Raw genomic sequence first — 16,956 nt, 5'->3', positions numbered from 1 at the left:
TGAAACTCTATTTATCCCCCACAAAGGATAGAGTTATCATTATCCCTTTCAGCGGATAATGTCATTAATATCCTCATCAGAGGATAATCCTGGCTTTCGCTTCGATCCCAAATGAGAAAAAGCGATGATTTACAGTCCGCGTCAACTTGCTCATCACGTTAGGCTAATTCGCCAAAAAAACCATTGGACGCAAAGTGAGCTGGCGAAAAAAGTCGGCCTTAAGCAAGCCACCATATCTCACTTTGAAAACAATCCCGACCTCACCACGCTCGCGACGCTGTTCAAAATATTACAGTCACTTGATCTAAAAATGGACGTGCAGGAAAAAGATCCATCGGCTGTAAATGGTCAGGAGAATGACTGGTGAAACAGGAATTGATTGCCTTGATGAACGGCGAACGCGTAGGCATTCTCACGCGCAATACCAACGGTGCGCATACTTTCCAATACCACCCGAGCTGGTTGAGTAATCGCCTTGCCAGGCCTTTATCTCTGTCGTTGCCATTACAGTTACCGGTGATCACATCCACCGCAGTGCTCAACTATTTTGATAATCTACTCCCTGACAACCCTTAAGTACGCGATCGCATTGTCGCGCGTTATCACGCGAAATCGCGTCAGCCTTTCGATCTGCTGAGTGAAATCGGCAAAGCAACGTTTTGATCGGCGCTGGAACCACCAGCAGACACAATTGCTACGGTTACCTCAGGAAGACATGTGTCAGGCATTCGGCTTACCGTCAGCACGCAAATATGAATCTGATGGTGGACCCGGCATCGCCGATATTATGCAATTCCTGATGGGATCCAGTAATGCATTGGCCGATCGCTATGCCTTTATGAAATTCCAGGTATTCCAGTGGTTGATTGGCGCAACGGATGGTCATGCCAAAAATTTCTCTGTTTTTATCGAACGCGGCGGAAGTTATCGTCTTACGCCTTTCTACGACATCATTTCTGTCTTCACCTCGATGGGCGGAAATGGTCTGAATATCCGCGACCTGAAACTGGCGATGAGTTTGAAAGCCAGCAAAGGCAGAAAAAATCAAATAGATAAAATTTTCCCTCGCCATTTTTTTGCCACGGCAAAGCAGGTGAATTTTGATCAAAACCAAATGATTGAAATTATCGATTTCTTTATAGCCGAACTGGCTGGCGCGATTGAGCAAGTCATCAAAATATTGCCAACGAATTTTTCTCAGCATATTGCTGAACCGCTGTTTGAAAACAGCTTGCGCATGCTGGCTCGCCTGCAAAAATAATTTTTCACCCCCACCGAAACTTTCCTCCCTGCCCCAGCGAACTGAACTAAAGAGATATCCAAATCGGAACTCCCATACATCGCAGGAGCAGAAAATGAAACGCATCAAATCCCTCGTTTGTACCCTGACCATGACCGCAGCGCTGGGTCTTTCCGCCTTTAACGCCGGTGCCGCATTGCCGGTGGGCGCGAAAGCGCCAAACTTCGAACTGCAGGGCGCGTTGGCCGGTAAGCCGTTGACCTTCTCGCTGCAGAAAGCGTTACAGAAAGGTCCGGTGGTGCTCTATTTCTTCCCGGCGGCGTTTAGCGCGGGTTGTACCATTGAAGCGCACGATTTTGCTGAAGCCACAGACAGCTTCAGCAAAATGGGTGCCACAGTAATTGGCGTGACCGCGGGCAATACCGATCAGGTCAGCGATTTCTCTAAACTTGAGTGCCGCGATAAATTCACCGTCGCCGCCGATCCGGGTGCAAAGGTGGCGGCGCAGTATCAAACCACCATGCAGATGAAAGGCAAAACCCTGTCCGATCGCACCTCTTACGTGATTGCGCCCGATGGCGACATTCTGCTGAGTTACACTGACAGAAACCCGGACACACATATCGAGAAAGCGCTTGCCGCCGTTAAGCAGTACGACGCTTCTCACCCACAAACTCATTAAGTAAAGAGGCCAGCGATGTTAACCGCCATGCTGGCCGCCTTTATCGGCGGCATCATTCTGAACTTAATGCCCTGCGTGTTTCCGGTGATCTCGCTGAAAGCGCTCGGCCTGTTGCGCCATACCGATAACGCCGCCAGCGCGCGTCGCGAAGGCTTGGGCTTTTTACTCGGCGTTGTGGTGACCATGATGGCGCTGGCCGGCATCCTACTGGCGGCACGCGCCGGTGGTGCGGCGGTTGGCTGGGGTTTCCAGCTGCAATCGCCGTTGGTGATCGCCTTGCTGTCGCTGGTGATCCTCGCCGCCGCGCTCAATTTGCTCGGCGTGTTTGAAGTGGGCTTATCCGTGCAGCGCGTCGGCTCGGTTGATGTTGGTCGCGGTGCCTTTACGCGTTCGGCGTTGACCGGTGCGCTGGCAATCGTCGTCGCCACGCCGTGCGCCGCACCCTTTATGGCGAGCGCCATTGGTTATGCGTTGGTGCAGCCGACTGCCGTCGCCTTAGTGATCTTCTTTGCGCTGGCCATCGGCTTCGCCGCACCGTTCACGCTAGTTTCACTGTTCCCGGCGCTGGCGAAATTCCTGCCGCGTCCCGGCGCATGGATGGATGTATTGAAACGCGGTCTGGCGTTCCCGATGTTTGGCGCGTATGCCTGGCTGGTGTGGGTGCTGGCGCAGCAAGCGGGAAGCGCGGCGCTGGCCACTTTGCTGGCCGCTTCCGTGGTGGTCGCCTTCGCCAGCTGGTTGTACGGCATGGCGCAACATCGCCACTTTGCCGGTAAAAGTCACAAGGTGCTGTTTGCCGTTACGGCGCTGCTGATTATCGCGGTGATCGCCCCGCTGCCAACGCTGATCAAACCCGGTGCAGGCCTGGCGGGCGATCAGTTGACGGCGGAAGTGACCAAAGCCAAATGGACGCCGCAGGCGGTTGAAGCGCAGCGCGGTCACGGGAAAGCGATCTTTGTCGATTTCACCGCATCCTGGTGCATCACCTGTCAGGTGAATGAAAAAACCTCGCTCTCAACCCAAGCGGTTAAAGAGGCCATCGCTAAAACCGGCACGCTGTACATGGTGGCAGATTCCACTAAATTTAACCCGGACGTGGATGACACCATGAGTGAGTTTGGTCAGGGCGGATTACCGATGTATCTGGTCTATCCTGCCGACGGCGGACCGCCCAAAGTGCTGCCGCAGGTGCTGACACCGAGTATTGTGGTGAACGCACTGAACCAGGCGAGCAAGAAGGCGTAAGAACAACAAGGCGGATTATGCAAACAAGCGATAGCGCGCGCGAAGGTTGGCCCGCGCTAATGGAACAGGCGCAGGCGGGCGATCAGCTCGCCTATACCCGACTGCTGAAAGCGCTGGTGCCGGTGATTCGTTCGCAAACACGCAAACAGATCGCCGATGATGCACTGGTAGAAGATGTGATTCAGGATGTGCTGCTAACGGTGCATCGGGTGCGTCACACCTATGATCCTGCCTACCCTTTTTTACCCTGGCTGATGGCGATTATCTCGGCGCGCGCGATTGATGCGCTGCGGCGACGTGGCCGCCATCAGCAGTGGGAAGTTAACAACGCTATCGTGCCGGAAGCCGCCAGTGCGCCAGACGCACCGCAGCAGGACTCGCAGGAAGAGCTGGCCGGATATCTGCGCCAGCTACCTTCGCGTCAGCGCGAAATTGTCGAACATGTGCATCTGCGCGAAATGAGCCTGACGGAAGCGGCCGCGCATAACAATCTGAGTGTGGCCGCGGTGAAATCGCTGCTGCACCGCGCGCTGACCAATCTGCGCCGCTTTGGAGCCAATCATGACCGATCATGACCTGTTAATTGAAAAACTCGGGCGCGAGATGCGACCGGTTAAACCGCTGCGATCCACCAGCTGGCGCGTTATCACCTGGCTACTGCTGGCATTGCCCTGCGGCATTGCCGCCAGCTTCCTGGTGCAGCGCAGTGTCACCGACTGGGCGCAGCCGGGCGCACTGCAGGCCATACTGCAGCTGGTGCTGGCCTTTGTACTCGGCACGCTGGCGATCCGCAGCGCCTTCAACATGAGCATCGCCGGACGCCGCAGTATCAGCTGGAAAGCGCTGCTGCCAATTGGCCTGCTGTGGCTCGGCATGAGCATCAGCCAGATTCCCGGTGAAGTGCCAATCGAACATGACAATGACAGCGCGCGCTGCTTCACCTTTCTGCTGGTGGTCAGCACACCGATGATGGTGCTGGTGATCGCCAGCCTACGCCGCACCCGCGCATTGCATCCGGTGCGCAGCCTGGCAATGGCCGGTTTGGGCGTCTCCTGCATGGCGGTCACGCTGCTGGCATTTTGCCATCCGGTGCATCTGCATCCGCTGGATTTTGCCATGCATCTGGCGGCGATAGCGACGATTGTGGCGATGACGGTGCTGGTGGGGAAACGTTGGGTGACGTTGAAGTGAGTCGAGTGAAAGAGTGCAATGGTTAAGTTAATTCGTTGGTGTGATATTTCCGCGCAAAAGTTTAAAAATCGGCTCACTCACATTGTAAATACGCTATTTCTAAACTATAGAATAATAGCAATATAATTACATTCCCATCAATTACCTCATCCAAGGATACGTATGAAAAAGTTAATTTTCGTATTATTAGCAAGCTCGGTATCTTTCAGCTCACTCGCCGCAGACCTGATGAGCAAAGTTGAGTTTGAAAAGGTAAAAGATCAATATGTAGAGGTAGGGAACATTTCCACCTCAGGTGAAACGGATCCCGCCAGCGCCAGAGAGGAACTGTCTAAATTGGCTGAAGAAAAAGGCGGCGATATCTTTGTCGTAACCTCCGCGAATACCAATAACAAAATACATGGTACCGCCATCGTTTATAAGAAAAAGTAAGTTTCCATTTTGCCTCAGTATAAGCTTAAAAGCATAGCTTATGCTGGGGCATTATTTTCAATAAATTAAATTGCCGATCAGGTTGCCTGGCAATAAAGCGGATAGTGAGTCGCTATATTTTAATTATGCAAAAGCGGCCCCTATGAGCCGCCCTTTTTAATCAAAATTTACTGCGGAATCACTTTCTCCGCTTTCAGTCGATCAAATAACTGTGTAAATGAATCCAGCGTTGAACGATAACCGGTGAAGCCCGCTTTGCGGCTCTTGCTCATATCGGTGAACGCTTCCATTGGGCGTCCCAAATCCGCGTCGGTATGCCACCATGATGCCAGTTTAGTGATGTCCGCTTCACGCAATTGATAACGTGCCGCCACCTCGCGCCACGTTTCAGCCGCATCCTGCATGCGTCCTTCCAGTGGCATCATCTGCGCCGGATACTCCGCCGCTTCCACGCCAAAGTAAGCCGCCAGACGTGGCCACAACCAGTTCCAGCGGAACACATCGCCGTTCACCGCGTTGAAATCCTGATTGGCCGCTTCTGCCGCCGTCGCGGCCCACAGCAGCTGTTCTGCCAGCAAACCCGCGTCGGTCACGTCGGACACACCGTTCCACTGCTCTGGCGAACCCGGGAAGATAAACGGCAAACCTTGCTCGCGGCACAGCGTGGCATACACCGCCAGCGTCTGGCCCATATTCATCGCGTTACCCAGCGCAAAGCCCACAATCGAGTGCGGACGATGTACGCTCCAGCGATAGCCATATTTCTCCGCACCGGCAAACACTTCGTCTTCCTGCGCGTAATAGAAGTTATCGACCGGCTGGCGTCCCTGCTCTTCGCGGAATGGCGTCACCGGCACTGCGCCTTTACCGTAGGCTTCGAACGGGCCGAGGTAATGCTTCAGGCCGGTCACCAGCGCCACATGCGATCCCTTCAGACGCTCGCCCAGTGCTTCAATGACGTTACGCACCATGCCGCCATTGACGCGGATGTTCTCTTTCTCATTTTCCTGGCGCGACCAGACGCTAAAGAACAGCGCATCCGGCTGCTCTTCTGCCAGCGCAGCACGCACCGCATCACCATCCGTCAGATCGGCGGTCAGGCTGCGGCAACCTTCAGGCACTGCGCCACGTCCGCGCGATAAACCGCTGACCTGCCAACCTTCGCGCTGCAATTTTTCCGCCAGCGCACGTCCAATCACACCGCTAATGCCTACAATCAATGCCTGCTTTTGCATTTCAATTCTCCTTGGTTTCAGTAATGATGAGTTTAATAGAGAATTTAATTCCTATCATTGGCATTAATTCACGGCATTCACAACCTGAGTTCACAAATCCATGCACGATCAGCGCCTGAAAGATATCGTTCCTTTTGTTGCCAGCGTCGAGGGCGGCAGCTTTGTCGCCGCCGCTGAGCGCCTGCATCTCACGGGTTCGGCGGTGAGCAAAAGCGTGACGCGGCTGGAAACCCGCCTGGGTTCGCGCCTGCTGGAGCGCACCACCCGCAGCCTGAAACTCACCGACGCCGGAAACGCCTATTACCAAACCTGTTTACGCATTATGGAGGAGCTGGCAGAAGCCGAAGCGGTGCTGGCGGCGCAGCGCACCATTCCTTCCGGCCGCTTACGCCTGGCGGTGCCGAACACCTATGGACGCCTCGGCGTGATGCCGCTGCTGATTCCGTTTTGCCACCAGCATCCGGATGTGGAGCTCAATCTGACTTTTTCCGATCGCTTTATCGATCTGTTTGATGAAGGGATTGATGTTGCGGTGCGCATTGGTGGATCGCCGGATCTGCCCGCCTCGCTGGGCTGTCGCCAGATGGGCCGCGAACGCATGGTGTTTTGCGCATCACCCGATTATCTGGCGCGCGTGGGTCGGCCCAGCAGCGAAGCCGAATTGTTGCAGCATCAGGCGATCATGTATGAACGTGTCGATGGCAGCACCAAGCCGTGGCTGTTCACCACGGAAGATGGCTATCCGCACTGGCGTAACCTGCCGCACCGCATGGCGCTGGGTGATGTGGATGCGCAGGTGCAGGCGCTGTGTGCCGGATTAGGCGTAGCGCAGATGCCATCGTGGCTGGTGCGTGAACCGCTGGCGCGCGGCGAGCTGGAGATTATTCTGCCCGAGCAGCAGCCGGACGGCCTGGCCTTGACGCTGATTTGGCCGCGCCGCAAGCAGCTGCTACCCAAAGTGGATGCGTTGCTGGCGGCGTTAGAGGGATTGCAGATCAGATAGAAACATAAGATCAAAAGCGCGCGATGAATCGCGCCGCTATCCCTCTGCACACCTGGCGTAGCGGCGCAATTTATTGCGCTTTTCTTGATATCAACGGTGATTCAACCGGCGCGACAACCTGTCGCCAAAGAACTGCAGCACCGTCACCAACGCCACCAGCACCACAATCACCGTCAGCATCACCTGCATATCAAAACGCTGATAACCATAACGATACGCCAAATCGCCCAAGCCGCCCGCACCAATCGCGCCGGCCATCGCCGAGGCGTTAATCATCGTCACCAGCGTAATGGTAAACCCGCTCACAATGCCGGGCCGCGCTTCGGGCAATAAGACATGCCAGATAATATGCCAGCGATGAAAACCCATCGCCTGCGCCGCTTCGGTCAGCCCTTTATCCACTTCGCGCAGGCTCACTTCGGCGATACGCGCAAAGAACGGCGTCGCCGCCAGCGTCAGCGGCACCACCGCCGCCCACACGCCGTAGGTGGTGCCGACGATCCAGCGGGTAAAAGGAATCAGCGCCACCATCAGAATCAAAAACGGGATCGAGCGGAACAGGTTCACCACCCAGCCCAGCACGCGATTCAGCAGCGGGCTGGGAAACAGATCGCCGCGTCCGGTTACCACCAGAATCACCGCCATCGGCAAACCCAGCGCCAGCGCCAGCAGCGACGACACGCCCACCATCAGCAGCGTATCCAGCAGCCCAATCCATAAACGATCAATAGCCAGTGACATAGCCCGGTATCTCCAGTTGATCCGCAATCGGGGTTAAACGCGTCCGCGCGGTGTCAGCGTCATGCTGCGCATCAAGCAGCAGCAACATTTGCCCGGTCGGTTTGCTGTCCACCCACTCCACCGCGCTATACATTAACGTCAGTTCCCCGCCAACTCGTGCGCTTAGCGCCGCCAAATCCGGCTGTGCGCCCTGTCCGGTGTAGCGCAACCGCACCAGCAGACGCGAATCGCCACGCTTGCGCGTCGGCGTCAGCAGCGGTTGAATCACTTCCGGCAGCGCGCTGAACTGCGGATTGAGCAGCTGTCGCGTAGTCTCTTGCTGCGGATTGCTATACACCTGCCACACCGGCCCGCGCTCGATGATTTCGCCCTGATCAATTACCGCCACCTGATGGCAGAGATCGTGCACCACGTCCATTTCATGGGTAATCAGCACAATGGTGATGTGACGCTGTTGATTGATCTTCTTCAGCAGCGCCAGAATCGAGCGCGTGGTTTCTGGATCGAGTGCCGAGGTGGCTTCATCACACAGCAGCAATTCCGGATCGTGCACCAGCGCGCGCGCAATGCCTACGCGCTGCTTTTGCCCGCCGGACAATTGCGCTGGCCACGCGTGCTGGCGCTGCTCAAGGCCCACCAGCGCCAGCAGTTCATCCACTTTGCGCCGCCGCTGCGCCGCAGGCACGCCCGCCACTTTCATCGGCAGCTCGATGTTTTCCCGTACCGTTTTCGCCGACAGCAAATTGAAGTGCTGGAAAATCATGCCGGTACCGCGTCGCCAATCCACCAGCTGACGATCGCTCAGCGTACCGAGGTCAATCCCGTCAATCACCACTTGGCCGCGAGTAGGCTTTTCCAGCCGATTAAGGCAGCGGATCAGCGTCGATTTACCGGCCCCGCTGCGGCCAATGATGCCGAATATCTCGCCGCGCTTAACCTGCAGATCGACCTCTTTCAGCGCATCCTGGGTTTGGCCGGGATAGCGTTTACTCAAGCCACGAATCTGCACGTGGATTTTCCCTGCCGTCTCGGCCATCGGTGACAGCAACGCATCGCGCTCGCCGGGTAGCGTCAGGCTCACCATGCTTACTGGCTCCAGCCCGGCTGATACAGCTTGCCGTAAAAGTCATCCAGCTTGGCGCGCACCACCGGCGAATGCTGGTAGATATCAACGAACTTCGCCAGGCGCGGATCGTTCTGATGACCGTCGCGGATCACGAACTGAATCACGTATTCCGGATGTTCCAGGCCATCAAACAGCAGCGCATTGTTCGGATCGATGGTCTTCGACAGGCGCAGATAGTGCGGATAACCCTGCGCTAAATCGACTTCATCCAGCGAACGCGACAGCTGCACCGCTTCCACTTCGATAATCTTCAGATGCTTAGGATTACTGACAATGTCATCCACGGTAGATTTGAGGCCCGCACCCGGTTTTAAGGTAATCAGCCTGGCTTTTTGCAGCAGCAGCAGGCCGCGCGCGCCGTTGATCGGATCGTTGGCAATCGCCACCGTGCCGCCATCGGGGATCTGGTCAATCGCGGTATGTTTTTTCGAATAGAGGCCGATGTTGTTAATGATCGCCGGCGCGTACGGCACCAGATGGAATCCGCCCTGCTGATTGGCGTTTTCCAGGAACGGTTTGTGCTGGAACAGGTTTACATCGATATCGCCGTTTTCCACGCTGACGTTCGGCGCGGTCCAGTCGGTGAACTCCACCAGCTCAACGTTCAAACCCTGTTTTTTCGCCTCAGCCACCGCGGTTTCCAGCGGCGGCGCAAAGGCTGCTGTAGTACCGACTTTCAGCGGCCCGCTGTAGTTTTCGGCGGCGACGGCGCTAAACGCCAGCAGTGCGACGCTGGCAGCCAGCGCAAAATGACGTGCAATGTTCATATCAGATCCCTGAGGTTAAATTAACGAAGGTTAACGCCGTCGCGCCAGCGCGCCGCCGGATGGCGATCGGGCAAGCGGTCCTGCTGTTGAAAAATTTTCTGCCGCAATGAACCGGGCTGATACGCGGTCTTGAAGCGGCCGCGCTGCTGTAATTCCGGCACCACCAGATCGATAAAATCGCGGTAGCTCTGCGGATTAAGGATGCGCGTCAGGTTAAAGCCATCGATATCGCCTTCATCGATCCACTTAATCAGCGCATCCGCGACCTGGCTCGGATTGCCAACGATCAACGGATAGCGGCTGCCCATCGCGTGCTGCTCCAGCAAACGACGCCGCGTCCAGCCGCTGAAGGCTTTGCTCACCGATTCTATGGCGCGCGTGTCGCCGGTCTGAATCGGCTCATCGAGTTCGAATGCCGCCAGATCGAGGCCAATCGAACTGGAGAAGTGCGCGATGCCGGCTTCCGGGCTGGCGTAGGCGAGGTAGCTTTGATGCTTCTCCTGCGCTTCACGTTCGGTAGGCGCGACAATCACGCTAACGCCCATAAAGATGCGCAGATCGTCAGGATGGCGTCCGGCCTGCACCGCCGCCTGGCGCAAGCGCGTCGATTGCTCGCGCATCGCTGCCGGTGATGCGGCATTCACAAAGCTGCACTCGGCGTGACGTCCGGCGAACTGCACGCCGCGCGCCGAGGAACCGGCCTGAAACAGCAGCGGCGTGCGCTGCGGCGACGGGCTGCTCAGGTGATAACCCTGCACCTGATAGAACTCGCCCTGATGATTGATTTGGCGGATTTTATTGGCATCGGCGTAGCGACGATTGGCTTTATCCTGCACCAGTGCATCATCCTGCCAGCTGCCTTCCCACAGCTTGTAGGTGACATCGAGAAACTCATCGGCCTGATCGTAGCGGCGATCGTGCGCCAGCAGCTGTTGCTGGCCCATGGCACGCGCGGCGCTATCAAGATAACCGGTGACGATGTTCCAGCCGATGCGCCCTTTGGTCAGATGATCGAGCGTAGAAAGGCGGCGCGCGAACGGATATGGCGCTTCATAACTCAGGTTGGCGGTGACGCCAAAACCCAGATGCTGCGTTACGCTGGCCATGCCAGAAATCAGCATCAGCGGATCGTTCACCGGCAGCTGAATCGACTCTTTGGCGGTCAGGCCAATGCCTTGCTGATAGACGTCATACACGCCGAGAATATCGGCGATAAACAGCCCATCAAACAGCCCGCGCTCCAGCAAGCGCGCCAGATCCAGCCAGTAATCCAGCGCGTTGAAATCCACCGAACGATCCTGTGGATGGGTCCACATACCGTGATGAATGTGCCCAACGCAGTTCATATTGAAGGCGTTGAGCAGAATCTGTTTATGGCTCATATCGTCCCCCGACGCGGCGGCAACACGCCATTCAGCAGGTAGTTGCCGATGGCCGGATATTTCCAGCGCACTGGATCGTGCAAGGTGTGGGTACGCGCATTGCGCCAGTGGCGGTCAAAGTTATGCTCGCGCAGGCTGGATTGCGATCCGCCAAGTTCAAACAGCAGGTTGCTGGCCTCCAGCGACACGTCCGTGGTCCAGGCGCGGGCTTTGGCGACTTCTACCGACGCCAGCGCCACGTTTTCGGCGCTGGGATCGCGCTGCGCCACGTCAACCGCATCACCCGCAATCGCCAGCAACGCATCGCCGGCGCTCAAACGTGCGGCCAGACGACCGGTACGATCAAGCGTCAGCGGATCGTCGCTCGCACGGTCGACGCCGCTGTCCGGCCACGGCCGCGCGCGCTGACGCAGGAAATCGAGCATGTCGTCAAACGCCGCCCGCGCGATGCCCTGATCGATAGCCGCATGCATAATCTGCGCAAAGGGCCCAACGGTGCTCGGGCGCTCAAACGCCGTCTGGAACGGCACCACATCTTCCGGCGCAATGGCTACGTCGCGGAATTGCACGCTGCCGCTGCCGGTGGTGCGCTGACCGAAGCCGCTCCAGTCATCAATCACGTTGACACCGTGCTGATGGCGCGGCACAAAAACCAGCTGCTCTTTGCCATCATCGGCAATCGCCAGCGTCGGAATGCGGTCGGCATACAGCGCGCCGGTGCAGTAAAACTTGTTGCCGTTGAGGCGCAATCCTTCCGCCAGCTGCGAAACCGCCGTAGAACGCTGATGCGCGGCGGGCGAAGTGAATTCCGCCAGCGCGTTGCCGTGATGCACGCCTGCCAGCACTTCGGCGTAGAGCCGCTGTTTCTGCGCCTCGCTGCCGTTGATGCGCAACACTTCCAGCGCGTAAAAATGGTTCTGCGGCACCTGACCAATCGAACCGTCGGCGGCGCTCAAAAGCACGAAAATCTCTGCCAGTTCGGCGGTAGAAATCTCAATGCCGCCAAAGTCACGCGGCACGGTGATGGCGCCGAGTCCGGATTGAAAAAGTTGCTGCAACTCGGTGTGCGGCAGTTCACGTTCGCGGTCGCGCTGGGCAGAACCGGCACGAAAACGCTCCGCCAGCTCCTGCGCGACCTGCGACGCCTGCTGGGCATTCTCAATGCGCGTCGCGCGCTGTTTAGGCAATACCTGCGTCATGGTTGCTCCTTAAATCCACGCATGACGCGCAGGCAGCGCATCATTGAGGTAATAGTTGCCGATGGCATGAGTTTTCCAGCGCACCGGATCGTGCAGCGTGTGAGTGCGCGCATTGCGCCAGTGACGATCAAGACCGTGACGCAGCAAGGTGCCGCGACTGCCGCCCCATTCCAGCAGCTTCTCACTGGCACGCAGCGCCACTTCGGTGGTCAAAACTTTGGCTTCCGCTACCGCAATCGATGCGCGCGCGCAGTTTTCGGCGGTCAGCGCCTGTTGATCGATGCTGTCGAGTACCCGGGCAGCACGCGTCAGCAGCGCGTTGGCGGCGCTCAGTTCGGTGCTGATGCGACCCACATCGGCGAGGATGTACGGATCGTCGGCATTGCGGCTGACATTGGCATCCACCCAAGGTCGCGAGCTGCTGCGCACAAACTCCAGCGCCTCATCCAGCGCACCTTGCGCAATGCCCGCATCAATCGCCGCCTGAATCAGCTGGGAAACTGCGCCGCGCAGCGTCGGTTTTTCAGCGGGAGGCAACGACATTAATAACGCGGGATCAACCACAACCTGATGCAACTTCACCGTGCCGCTGGCGGTAGTGCGCTGGCCAATACCGGACCAGTCATCCACAATTTCCACGCCCGGCGTCGGCAGCGGAATAAAGGCCATTTTCGGCTGCTGATCGTGCATCGCCGTGGTGACCAGAATGTCGGCGAACAGCGCGCCGGTAGAGTAGAACTTCTCGCCGGTGAGTTGCACGCCGTGTGACGTTGTCACTAGCTGCGCCTGTACGTCTCGCGTATGTTTGGTGTTTTTCTCCGGTCCGCCGTTGCCCAGACGTTTGCCCTGCACCACCGCGCTCAGCAACTGCTGCTGTTGCGCCGCAGAACCTTCGCCGAGGATGAACTGGATCAGACCAAAGTGGTTTTGCGGGATTTGCCCCAGCGACGGATCGCTAGCGGAGATCAGACGAAACACTTCGGCCATGGTCTGGTACGACAAACCCGCACCACCCAATTCGCGCGGCACGCTGATGCTGCCAAGTCCCAACGCGGTGAACTGGTTGAGCAGCGCGATGGGGTAAATGCGCTGCTGGTCGCGCTCGACTGCGCCACTTTTCGCCTGCCCGGCCAGATGGCGTGCGGCGGCGATGGCTTCTTCATCGCTGTTTAATACCGCTGCGCGGTTAATAATCTCGTCACTGTTTTGCGTCATAGCTGATTTCACTTTTACTGCACAGCGAAGTGTAAGCCTGCACTGAAAAAATCAGCAGGCCGTGGAATGAATAATGGATTGAAAGCGATGATAATCAGCGGGGTTAAAGCAAGTAAATAGCGCGGTTATGCTATATCCGGCAATGCGTTGCCATTATTAAGCTATGGATTTATTGAAGCACAACAATAGGCTAGCGGCGGCGCTGCAGGCAATTAGCGAGTATTAAAAAGCAGTGAGTAATTCTTAAGATCAAATAACGCTAAGAAAAGTTTAATTCCGCAAATAATGTAGCGGCGCGATTTATCGCGCGTTGATGTTTAACTTTTAAGAACGCGCGATAAATCGCGCCGCTACGGATGGTGCGGAATTTAAAAGCAGCGCGAAATGTTAATTATTTAATTGCGCATCAAATTGCGCGGCAGCGAAACTGCGGGTGGATTCGCTTTTCACACTATGCGGAATCTGCACACTATCGATCAACTTCGCCAGCTGATAGCTTTTCACCGTCTCATTTTGCGTTAGCTGCTGCGCATAATTCGCGGTTAAATCCCCTTTCTTATTCTGCGTCACCGAGGTCTGGCTGCGCTCTTCATCATCGATCAAATGATACTTATAGTTTTGCGACGACTTCTGTTCGGTCAACTTCGCCGCTGAGACAGAATCCAGTGCGGTGTGGAAGCTGGCCTTGAGTTTAAACAACGTTTGCTGGGTCAAATCCTGGGTATCACCATGCGTTTGCGTAGCCGTTTTCTGCGCCACGTTCAGGGAGAAGGTGTCTTGCTCTTCCGGCTTATACGGATTACCGGAAACCGGCGTCTGCTGATAGCTCGCCGAGAAGTCCGCCAGTCCGCTGATTGCGCCGTTCTTCGCCGCATTGGCATCAATCGACTTCACGCGCTGCGTATTGATGCTTTCAGCCGCCTTGCCTTCGGTGGTATTGAGCGCGCGGAAGCTGTCTTTAAACAGCGTCAGCATATCGCTATCGCCGTGACCGCGCGAAGCGGCCTGATCAAATTTGCTGTTCCACTGATCCAGCGCCGCTGCCTGCTGTGCCGCGCTGCCCGCCTGCGTCAGTTTCGAAACATCGGTATCGAGTTTGATGCTGACATCGCCGTTGTGGAAGCCGAGCCAGCGCGCCTGATCGTCGGCATGCAAATTCAGCGACTGCGTGACGTTATTGCCATTACGCAGATCGGTCTTCAAATCGACGCTTTTCAACACTGAAGTGTCGAACTTCATCAGATCGCTGATATCGAGTTTGGTGGTGCTGCCATCCAGGCCATCCAGCGCCTTCTGCAAACCGGCGGATAGCTGACCCATTGCCGCCGCTTCAACGTTGTTAAGCTGGCCGCCGCTGGTTTTCAGCTCCACCACCATGCCGCCCTGTTGACGCGTCATCTGCAAACTCACCTGCACACCAGATTGGGTAGTGATGGTCAGCGCCAGCGCACTTTGGCTATTGCTCCGCGCGCCGTTCAGCGCTTCCGTCGCTGGCACGCTTAAGGTTACGTCGCCGCGATGGCTGGCCAGATTACTCAATAAGGTGCTGCCGAGACCGTTCATGCCGACGCCGCTGGCGTGCGCGGCACCGTTGAGCTGCGCTTGCAAGCTGCTGGTGACATCGACGGAACTCTTGACCTGCGCGGGCTCGATTTTGTAGATCACGGCGATGGCATCACTCGCCTCGCTGAAGGTGACTTTGGTCGACGCTTCCGCCGTCAGGGCGTTTTGCGCGGATTTGTTGTTCACCGCCGGCGTCACCACCGCATTCGATGCGATTAAATTTCTCAGTACGCTGCTGCCAATCCCATTTAGCATGAAAATAATCCTCGTTGTGTACTATTCCTGAGAGTTATCGGCGAAATGTTCAGCGGCTTTAATGGTTTTTGCCCTCACCCTAACCCTCTCCCATAAACGGGAGAGGGAACCAATTGTGCAACGTCTGCTCCCTCTCCCGCCTGCGGGAGAGGGCTGGGGTGAGGGAAATGCATTGGCAGTTCTGACATACCATCTGTCCGCCTAAACACAGCCGCACTTCACGCAGTGACTTAGGTTATTCATCAACACATCTCTCACTCACGAGGTAGGTCACGATGGATAATCTGCATTACAAAAGCTTGCTGGAAATTGGCCGCTTGATTCAGTCGGGCGAAATCTCTTCGGTAGAAGTCACGCAAACCCTGTTGACGCGCATCGCTACGCTCGATCGTGACTTACACAGCTACTTCTACGTGATGCGCGACAGTGCGCTGCAACAGGCGGCCGAAGCCGATGCCGAAATAGCCCAGGGCAAAATGCGCGGCCCGCTACACGGTGTGCCGATCGGGCTCAAAGATCTGATCTGGACCAAAGACGCGCCCACCAGCCACGGCATGATCATCCACAAAGATCGTTACCCTACAGAAGACTCCACCGTGGTGGAGCGCTTCCGCGCGGCGGGGGCGGTGATTCTCGGCAAGCTGACGCAAACCGAAAGCGCCTTCGCCGATCACCATCCCGACATTACCCGGCCCAATAATCCGTGGGGCAGCGCGCTGTGGACCGGCGTCTCCTCCAGCGGATCCGGCGTCGCCACCGCCGCAGGGTTATGCTTCGGCTCAATTGGCACCGATACCGGCGGATCGATTCGTTTTCCCTCCAACGCCAACGGCCTGACCGGCATTAAACCGACGTGGGGCCGCGTCACGCGTCACGGTGCCTGTGAACTGGCGGCATCACTGGATCATATCGGCCCGATGGCACGTAACGCCGCCGATGCCGCCGCCATGTTGCAGGCGATTGCCGGTCGCGATGATAAAGATTCCACCTCCAGCAGCGAGCCGGTGCCCGATTATCTGGCGCTGATGACGCGCGGCATCAGCAAGATGCGTATCGGTGTTGATAAAAGCTGGGCGCTGGAGAAAGTCGACGAGGAGACGCGTGCTGCGCTGCAATCGGCGATCGCCACCTTGAGTTCGCTCGGCGCGACGCTGGTAGATATCACCTTGCCCGATACCGAAAAAGCCGCCGCCGAGTGGAGCGCACTCTGCGCCGTGGAAACTGCGCTGGCGCATGAAGACACTTATCCGGCGCAGAAAGATCACTACGGTCCGGGCCTGGCTGGTCTGCTGGATCTCGGTCTTAGCGTCACCGCGCTGGAGTATCAACGTTTGCTACTCAGCCGTGCGGCGCTGCGCGGCGATATCTCCGCGCTCTTTACTCAGGTTGATCTGATTCTGGCACCCGCTACCGCGTATGCCGGATTGACCTGGGACACCATGACCCGTTTTGGTACCGATCAGGCACTGTTTAACGGCTTGCTGCGCTATACCAGTGCATTCGATGCCAGCGGTCATCCCACCATCACCCTGCCGTGCGGCAAAACCGCAGGCGGCGCGCCGATTGGCTTCCAACTGGTGGCAGCACATTTCGCTGAAACCACCATGATTCAGGGCGCGTGGGCCTTCCAGCAGGTCACCGACTGGCATAATCAGCATCCTGCGTTGTAAATCTGCGTCG

At 56.9% G+C, this 16,956-nt stretch carries 16 protein-coding genes and 1 pseudogene; 9 read left to right on the top strand and 8 right to left on the bottom strand.

Translation table 11 applies throughout. From position 1 onward, the window contains the following. Positions 1 to 124 precede the first annotated feature (124 nt). The 7 genes and pseudogenes from hipB to yahO all read left to right on the top strand — a co-directional run bounded on the left by hipB (position 125) and on the right by yahO (position 4,790). On the top strand, positions 125 to 367 hold the full coding sequence (hipB, locus tag IB226_RS08605) for a type II toxin-antitoxin system antitoxin HipB (RefSeq protein WP_110866779.1): 243 nt from the start codon (positions 125 to 127) through the stop codon (positions 365 to 367). A gap of 20 nt (positions 368 to 387) precedes the next feature. Beyond that, positions 388 to 1,261, top strand: a pseudogene (locus IB226_RS08600) (HipA domain-containing protein). A gap of 94 nt (positions 1,262 to 1,355) precedes the next feature. Then, on the top strand, positions 1,356 to 1,922 hold the full coding sequence (locus tag IB226_RS08595) for a peroxiredoxin (RefSeq protein ID WP_101761694.1): 567 nt from the start codon (positions 1,356 to 1,358) through the stop codon (positions 1,920 to 1,922). 15 nt (positions 1,923 to 1,937) lie between these two features. Continuing rightward, on the top strand, positions 1,938 to 3,167 hold the full coding sequence (locus IB226_RS08590; RefSeq protein ID WP_192234667.1) for a protein-disulfide reductase DsbD: 1,230 nt from the start codon (positions 1,938 to 1,940) through the stop codon (positions 3,165 to 3,167). 17 nt (positions 3,168 to 3,184) lie between these two features. Further along, positions 3,185 to 3,742, top strand: coding sequence for a sigma-70 family RNA polymerase sigma factor (locus IB226_RS08585; RefSeq protein WP_192234665.1), 558 nt, complete (start codon positions 3,185 to 3,187; stop codon positions 3,740 to 3,742). Next, positions 3,729 to 4,358, top strand: coding sequence for an NrsF family protein (locus tag IB226_RS08580; RefSeq protein ID WP_192234663.1), 630 nt, complete (start codon positions 3,729 to 3,731; stop codon positions 4,356 to 4,358). The genes IB226_RS08585 and IB226_RS08580 overlap by 14 nt, the downstream gene beginning before the upstream one ends. Positions 4,359 to 4,520: 162 nt before the next feature. Further along, entirely contained in the window at positions 4,521 to 4,790 is a 270-nt protein-coding gene (gene yahO / locus IB226_RS08575; protein WP_101761698.1) for a DUF1471 family periplasmic protein YahO, read from the top strand. A gap of 167 nt (positions 4,791 to 4,957) precedes the next feature. Here the strand turns inward: yahO and IB226_RS08570 are convergent, their stop codons facing one another. Further along, on the bottom strand, positions 4,958 to 6,025 hold the full coding sequence (locus tag IB226_RS08570) for an SDR family oxidoreductase (RefSeq protein ID WP_192234661.1): 1,068 nt from the start codon (positions 6,023 to 6,025) through the stop codon (positions 4,958 to 4,960). Between the two features lie 100 nt (positions 6,026 to 6,125). Between IB226_RS08570 and IB226_RS08565 the strand changes: the two genes are divergently transcribed. Further along, positions 6,126 to 7,028: a LysR family transcriptional regulator gene (locus IB226_RS08565; RefSeq protein WP_192234659.1), complete on the top strand. Its 903-nt coding sequence runs from the start codon at positions 6,126 to 6,128 to the stop codon at positions 7,026 to 7,028. 90 nt (positions 7,029 to 7,118) lie between these two features. Here IB226_RS08565 and IB226_RS08560 read toward each other — a convergent pair whose 3' ends face one another. The 7 genes from IB226_RS08560 to IB226_RS08530 form a co-directional block, all read right to left on the bottom strand. Then, positions 7,119 to 7,769, bottom strand: coding sequence for a methionine ABC transporter permease (locus IB226_RS08560; RefSeq protein WP_061719142.1), 651 nt, complete (start codon positions 7,767 to 7,769; stop codon positions 7,119 to 7,121). After that, positions 7,753 to 8,853 carry a methionine ABC transporter ATP-binding protein gene (locus tag IB226_RS08555; protein ID WP_192234657.1) on the bottom strand — a complete coding sequence of 367 codons (1,101 nt, stop codon included), beginning with the start codon at positions 8,851 to 8,853 and terminating at the stop codon, positions 7,753 to 7,755. The genes IB226_RS08560 and IB226_RS08555 overlap by 17 nt, the downstream gene beginning before the upstream one ends. Positions 8,854 to 8,855: 2 nt before the next feature. Continuing rightward, on the bottom strand, positions 8,856 to 9,662 hold the full coding sequence (locus IB226_RS08550) for a MetQ/NlpA family ABC transporter substrate-binding protein (protein ID WP_192234655.1): 807 nt from the start codon (positions 9,660 to 9,662) through the stop codon (positions 8,856 to 8,858). Positions 9,663 to 9,682: 20 nt separating this feature from the next. Beyond that, positions 9,683 to 11,044 carry an LLM class flavin-dependent oxidoreductase gene (locus IB226_RS08545; protein ID WP_192234653.1) on the bottom strand — a complete coding sequence of 454 codons (1,362 nt, stop codon included), beginning with the start codon at positions 11,042 to 11,044 and terminating at the stop codon, positions 9,683 to 9,685. Next, positions 11,041 to 12,243, bottom strand: a complete 1,203-nt coding sequence (locus IB226_RS08540) for an SfnB family sulfur acquisition oxidoreductase (RefSeq protein ID WP_192234651.1) — start codon at positions 12,241 to 12,243, stop codon at positions 11,041 to 11,043. The genes IB226_RS08545 and IB226_RS08540 overlap by 4 nt, the downstream gene beginning before the upstream one ends. Before the next feature lie 9 nt (positions 12,244 to 12,252). Then, on the bottom strand, positions 12,253 to 13,458 hold the full coding sequence (locus IB226_RS08535) for an SfnB family sulfur acquisition oxidoreductase (RefSeq protein ID WP_192234649.1): 1,206 nt from the start codon (positions 13,456 to 13,458) through the stop codon (positions 12,253 to 12,255). Between the two features lie 387 nt (positions 13,459 to 13,845). Continuing rightward, a complete protein-coding gene (locus tag IB226_RS08530; protein WP_192234647.1) occupies positions 13,846 to 15,276 on the bottom strand; it encodes a hypothetical protein in 1,431 nt (476 codons plus the stop codon). Positions 15,277 to 15,551: 275 nt separating this feature from the next. Between IB226_RS08530 and IB226_RS08525 the strand changes: the two genes are divergently transcribed. Beyond that, positions 15,552 to 16,946, top strand: a complete 1,395-nt coding sequence (locus IB226_RS08525; protein ID WP_192234645.1) for an amidase — start codon at positions 15,552 to 15,554, stop codon at positions 16,944 to 16,946. Positions 16,947 to 16,956: the final 10 nt, after the last annotated feature.

Origin of the sequence: Pantoea sp. PNT03 (assembly GCF_014852515.1) — a bacterium.
GTDB classification, from domain to species: domain Bacteria; phylum Pseudomonadota; class Gammaproteobacteria; order Enterobacterales; family Enterobacteriaceae; genus Pantoea; species Pantoea leporis.
The sequence above is the reverse complement of the archived record's forward strand: the minus strand, read 5'-3'. Positions and strand labels throughout refer to the sequence as shown.

Bases quoted from the DNA above. Each gene is read 5' to 3' on its own strand.
- IB226_RS08585 (WP_192234665.1), top strand. From the start codon at position 3,185: ATGCAAACAAGCGATAGCGCGCGCGAAGGTTGGCCCGCGCTAATGGAA.
- IB226_RS08560 (WP_061719142.1), bottom strand. From the start codon at position 7,769: ATGTCACTGGCTATTGATCGTTTATGGATTGGGCTGCTGGATACGCTG.
- yahO (WP_101761698.1), top strand. From the start codon at position 4,521: ATGAAAAAGTTAATTTTCGTATTATTAGCAAGCTCGGTATCTTTCAGC.
- IB226_RS08590 (WP_192234667.1), top strand. From the start codon at position 1,938: ATGTTAACCGCCATGCTGGCCGCCTTTATCGGCGGCATCATTCTGAAC.
- IB226_RS08530 (WP_192234647.1), bottom strand. From the start codon at position 15,276: ATGCTAAATGGGATTGGCAGCAGCGTACTGAGAAATTTAATCGCATCG.
- IB226_RS08545 (WP_192234653.1), bottom strand. From the start codon at position 11,044: ATGAGCCATAAACAGATTCTGCTCAACGCCTTCAATATGAACTGCGTT.
- IB226_RS08565 (WP_192234659.1), top strand. From the start codon at position 6,126: ATGCACGATCAGCGCCTGAAAGATATCGTTCCTTTTGTTGCCAGCGTC.
- IB226_RS08595 (WP_101761694.1), top strand. From the start codon at position 1,356: ATGAAACGCATCAAATCCCTCGTTTGTACCCTGACCATGACCGCAGCG.
- IB226_RS08525 (WP_192234645.1), top strand. From the start codon at position 15,552: ATGGATAATCTGCATTACAAAAGCTTGCTGGAAATTGGCCGCTTGATT.
- hipB (WP_110866779.1), top strand. From the start codon at position 125: ATGATTTACAGTCCGCGTCAACTTGCTCATCACGTTAGGCTAATTCGC.
- IB226_RS08540 (WP_192234651.1), bottom strand. From the start codon at position 12,243: ATGACGCAGGTATTGCCTAAACAGCGCGCGACGCGCATTGAGAATGCC.
- IB226_RS08555 (WP_192234657.1), bottom strand. From the start codon at position 8,853: ATGGTGAGCCTGACGCTACCCGGCGAGCGCGATGCGTTGCTGTCACCG.
- IB226_RS08535 (WP_192234649.1), bottom strand. From the start codon at position 13,458: ATGACGCAAAACAGTGACGAGATTATTAACCGCGCAGCGGTATTAAAC.
- IB226_RS08550 (WP_192234655.1), bottom strand. From the start codon at position 9,662: ATGAACATTGCACGTCATTTTGCGCTGGCTGCCAGCGTCGCACTGCTG.
- IB226_RS08570 (WP_192234661.1), bottom strand. From the start codon at position 6,025: ATGCAAAAGCAGGCATTGATTGTAGGCATTAGCGGTGTGATTGGACGT.
- IB226_RS08580 (WP_192234663.1), top strand. From the start codon at position 3,729: ATGACCGATCATGACCTGTTAATTGAAAAACTCGGGCGCGAGATGCGA.